Raw genomic sequence first — 4,663 nt, forward strand, 5'->3', positions numbered from 1 at the left:
GTGCCGACGTGTTCGATTATATCGAGCGCTTCTACAATGCCGTTCGCAGGCACTCGACCATCGGCTACATCAGCCCGGTCGAGTTCGAAAAGAAGGCCGGGTTAGCTTAACTGAGCGTCCACGAAACCGGCAGCAGGCCAACATTCCAAGACGAAAACATGCGGGGCGACTCGCCACAATTTGCATGAGAATTCCGACGAGAGCGGCAGGGTTACACGGCGGTTGCAGGTTAAGCGGTTCCAGGGCCTTCGAGATCGGCGAGCGCCTGCAAGTTCGGCGAGCCCGTTCAATTTGAACGCAGACGCATCTAACCAGTCAGAAACGCCAACGTTAAACGCGCCCAGGATAGCGAAACCGAAGGATAAATCGCTTGCCAAGGTTGGGGTCGAGGGTTCGAATCCCTTCGCCCGCTCCAGACAATCTCCCCCATGTGACGGTCCGGTTCGAGCCAGTCAGGGCCTATGGTCCCCTGTCGGGGTCTGCGGCGAATCGGGTCATGAAGAGCCGTTTGGCGCCTGCGTCGGCAGTAAGGTTCGGATGCCCGCCTTTCGGCAGTCTGACGTTATATGCGCCGCGCGCGTCGCAGCCCCCGAATCGATGTCGAGGCCGCGCGGGTCTGCCGCGCCCAGGCGTGCCACGCCGCTGCCACTCCTCTGCCAGGGTTGGCCCGTTTCCTGTATAGACGAAAGTCGATGGTCGAGGCGCGCCCGCTGTGTGGCGCGCGCCTAGGCGATCCCATCGCCGCGCCGGATACCATGACCTGGCCGAGGTCCAACCGGTGCGGCGAAGCGAGCCAATGCAGGAAATGTCGCCGATGCCACGCAGGGCTTCCGCCCTCCACCTTCTCAGGAACGACCCCGGCCCCAGGCTCAGACGCATGGCCCGGTGGCTGGAACTGCGGTCCTTCGGCCTGACGCCGGATCAGTTCAGCCGGGCGGAAGGATTGCGCGCGATCGTCGCCGTCGCGCTGCCGCTGCTGCTGGTCCTCATGACGGGCCGGCACGTCTTCGGCTGGGCCGTCTTCGCCGCCTTCTGGACCTGTCTGTGCGACATTCCGGCCGCCCACCGGCTGCGATGCCGCCTGCTCGCCGTCTTCGTCGTCGGGGGCACGATGATCGCCTTCCTGGGGTCCTGGGGCGCGACGCTCCTGCCTGGAGCCGCGCTGATCGTCGGCCCGCTGCTCGTCTTCGCCACGGCTCTGCTGCCTGCGCTTCTCGCCCATGCCGGCATGCTGTCGGTCCTGCTCGGCGCGGTCGCCGTCGTCTCGGTCGGTTTCCCCCTGCCGATGCACGAGGCCGGGTTGCTGGCATTGTCCTTCCTGATCGGCAGCTCCTGGGCCTTTCTGCTGATCGCGGTGTTGTGGCGCATCGACGATGCGCGCCCGCTCGAAGCGGCGGCGGCGGCCGCGCTCGACCACCTCTGCGACATGATCGTCGGATTGGCCGCCATGGGCGAGACGCCGCATCGCGACGCGGTCTGGCATGCCGAGCATGGCGAGCATCGCCGCACGGTGCGGGCTGCCCTCGAAAGGCTGCGCGGCTTGCTCTCGCGCTACCGCGACAAGCCGGCGGCGGCGCTGAAGCCGACCGTCGCGCTTCGGGACGCCACCGAACTGCTGTTCAGCGCGGCCATCGCGCTGGAGCATGAGTTCATCACGCGCGAGGAAGCGCTCGCCGACCGCAGGACGGCGGCAAAGGCATTGCTCCGCGCCGTGGCCGCTCTGCGCCAGGTCTGCCCGAAGCGCGGCCAGGCTCTCCGGATCGAGGCCGAGAGCCTGGCCGAGCTGGCGGCCGCCATGCCGCCCGGATCTGCGCGCGGCTGTGTCCATGGCGCTGCCGAAGCGCTTTTTCGGTTCGGGCGCGAGACCGGCCCGGCGCCCATGGGAACGCTCTCGCCTGTTCCCGATTCGGCACCGGCGGCATGGCCCGGCGCGCTCCGGCAGGCGCTCCGCCAGGCGGTCGGCGTGCTCGCCGTCTATGCCGCCGCCTTCTTCTTCGGCCTCGGTTATCCTTATTGGGCCGCGATGGCGGCGGTCGTGGTTCTGCAGAGCGCCACGCGCATCACCTTCACCCGCGCGGTGGAGCGGGTCTGCGGCAGCTTGCTCGGCGGGGCGCTGGCGCTCGGCCTGCTGAGCATCGGGCCGACCCATCCCGTGCTCGCCGTCGCGGCGACGATCCTCGCCGGGCTGACCATCGCCTTGCGCGGCGTGAACTACACCGTCTTCGTCCTCTTCCTGACGATGCTCTTCATCGTCGTGACGGAAATTCTGGAGCCCGGCGCCGGCATCGCGTCGGCACGGATGCTCGACAACACTGTCGGCAGCATCGCGGCGCTTCTGGCGGCGCTATTGCTCTGGCCGGATTTCGGACCGCCGCTGAACCGGATGATCGCGGCGGGGCTCGAGGCGAACCGGGCCTATCTGGACGCGGTCGAGGCCGATGCCGACGAGGCGGCCATCCATGAGGCGCGCCGTCGGGCCGGGCTCGCGAGCATCGCGGCCGAGATCGGCCTGCATGATCTCGGCGGCTTCCGGCGCCGCTGGCAGCGCCTGCCCCGGGACGAGGCCGCCTCGCTGAAGGAGCTGCGCATGCTCGCCGGCCGGGCTGCTGCCGCGTGGCATCGCCGCCTCGCCGAAAGGGCGCTGAGCCGGCCTTGACCGGCTGGGACGAGGCCTCGCGCAAGGCTGGATCCCCATTGATCGGCCGTGGCGCCTCGGCGAGCCTGCACCTTCCGACGGATTTACATCGGCGCCGCCATCCGGATGATCGCGCACCTCCCGAGGCGGGATTCGCGCGACTGTTCGCGAGCGCTCGCCGCTCCCGCTCATTTGCGCAATCGCGCCGCCTTTCCAGAAGGTCCGATCATGACCATCGACATTCGCCAGGTTTCGCATCCCGAGGCCGTCAGGAGCTTCGACACGGCCGCGCTGCGGCGCCACTTCCTGATCGAGACGCTGTTCGTGCCCGGCGAGGTCCATCTGACCTACAGCCATCTCGACCGTGTCATCGTCGGCGGCGCGATGCCCACGACCGCTGCGGTGACCCTGCCGACGCCCAGGGCGGTCGGCACCGACGCCTTCCTGAAGCGCCGCGAGCTCGGGATCGTCAATGTCGGCGGTGCCGGCACGGTGCATGTCTGCGGCAAGGATTACAGCCTCTCCCGGCGCGACGCGCTCTATATCGGAAAGGAGGCGGGCGAGGTCTCGTTTTCCAGCGAGCATGCGGACGAACCGGCGAAATTCTACCTGCTCTCGACCCCGGCCCATGCCGCTCATCCCACGAGGGTGATCCGCGAGACCGATGCGAAGACGCTCCATCTCGGCGAGCCGGCGACGGCGAACAAGCGCACCATCCGGCAATACATCATCCCCGGGATCTGCGAGACCTGCCAGCTGGTGATGGGCGTGACCACGCTCGAGGAAGGCAGCATCTGGAACACGATGCCGACCCATACCCATGACCGCCGCTGCGAGATCTATCTCTATTTCGACCTGCCGGCCGACGCCCGCATCTTCCACCTGATGGGCGAGCCGCAGGAGACCCGCCACCTCGTCGTCGCCAACGAACAGGCGATCCTGTCGCCCGGCTGGTCGATCCATTCCGGCGTCGGCACCAAGGCCTATTCCTTCATCTGGGGAATGGGCGGCGACAATGTCGACTATACCGACATGGACATGGTCGCGACCGGAGATCTGCGCTGATGGCTTCGCCCTTCGACCTCACCGGCCGCACCGCGATCGTCACCGGCGCCAATACGGGTCTCGGACAGGCCATCGCGCTGGCGCTGGCGCAGGCGGGCGCCGGCATCGTCGCGGTCGGCCGTTCGGCCATGGCCGAGACGAAAGCGCTGGTCGCGGCCACGGGCCGGCCCTTCCACGAGATCGGCGCCGACCTCGCGACGCTGGAGCCCATCGGCCGCATCGTCACGGAGGCCGAGGCCGCGGCGAAAGCCGATGGCTCGCGGCTCGATATCCTGGTCAACAATGCCGGCATCATCCGCCGCGCCGACGCCATCGACTTCACCGAGGCCGATTGGGACGCGGTGATGGATGTGAACCTGAAGTCGACCTTCTTCCTCACTCAGGCCGTGGCGAAGCGCATGCTGGCGGATGGGCAGGGCGGAAAGGTCGTCAACATCGCTTCGCTGCTCTCCTTCCAGGGGGGCATCCGCATCCCCTCCTACACCGCCTCCAAGAGCGGCCTTGCGGGGCTGACGCGGCTTCTCGCCTGCGAATGGGCCAGCAAGGGCATCAACGTCAACGCGATCGCCCCAGGCTATTTCGAGACCAACAACACGCAGGCGCTGCGCGCCGACCCGGCCCGCAACGAGGCGATTCTCGCCCGCATCCCGGCCGGCCATTGGGGTCGGCCACAGGAGCTCGGCGGCGCGGCGGTCTTCCTCGCCTCGGATGCTGCGGCCTATGTCCACGGCGTCGTCCTGCCGGTCGACGGCGGGTGGCTCGCCCGCTGAGCCGCCTTGACCATGCCGCGATTTTCGCCCGCAATGGCGCCCTTCCCCACCTGACAGGTCACGCCGCATGAACGCCCATCAGCCGCCGCACGCCATCGACCCCGTTAAGCTGGACAAGCTGGCCGAGGTCGCGATTCGCGTCGGTCTCAATCTCCAGCCGGGGCAGGATCTCTTTCTGACGGCGCCGGTCGCG

The 4,663-nt window shown here is 68.0% G+C and carries 4 protein-coding genes and 1 pseudogene; all 5 read left to right on the plus strand.

Annotated features, from left to right (window positions below; translation table 11 throughout):
• On the plus strand, positions 1-110 hold a 110-nt coding region (locus ACOJTB_RS09995; RefSeq protein ID WP_420100742.1), incomplete at its 5' end, for an IS3 family transposase.
• A 767-nt stretch (positions 111-877) separates the two neighbouring features.
• Positions 878-2,656, plus strand: a complete 1,779-nt coding sequence (locus tag ACOJTB_RS10000; RefSeq protein ID WP_420102379.1) for an FUSC family protein — start codon at positions 878-880, stop codon at positions 2,654-2,656.
• A 207-nt stretch (positions 2,657-2,863) separates the two neighbouring features.
• Positions 2,864-3,700, plus strand: coding sequence for a 5-dehydro-4-deoxy-D-glucuronate isomerase (gene kduI, locus ACOJTB_RS10005; RefSeq protein ID WP_420102380.1), 837 nt, complete (start codon positions 2,864-2,866; stop codon positions 3,698-3,700).
• Positions 3,700-4,470, plus strand: a complete 771-nt coding sequence (gene kduD / locus ACOJTB_RS10010; RefSeq protein ID WP_420102381.1) for a 2-dehydro-3-deoxy-D-gluconate 5-dehydrogenase KduD — start codon at positions 3,700-3,702, stop codon at positions 4,468-4,470. The genes kduI and kduD overlap by 1 nt, the downstream gene beginning before the upstream one ends.
• Before the next feature lie 67 nt (positions 4,471-4,537).
• Positions 4,538-4,663, plus strand: a pseudogene (locus ACOJTB_RS10015) (aminopeptidase); the annotation flags it as partial.

This window comes from Allobosea sp. (assembly GCF_048595345.1).
Lineage (GTDB): Bacteria > Pseudomonadota > Alphaproteobacteria > Rhizobiales > Beijerinckiaceae > Allobosea.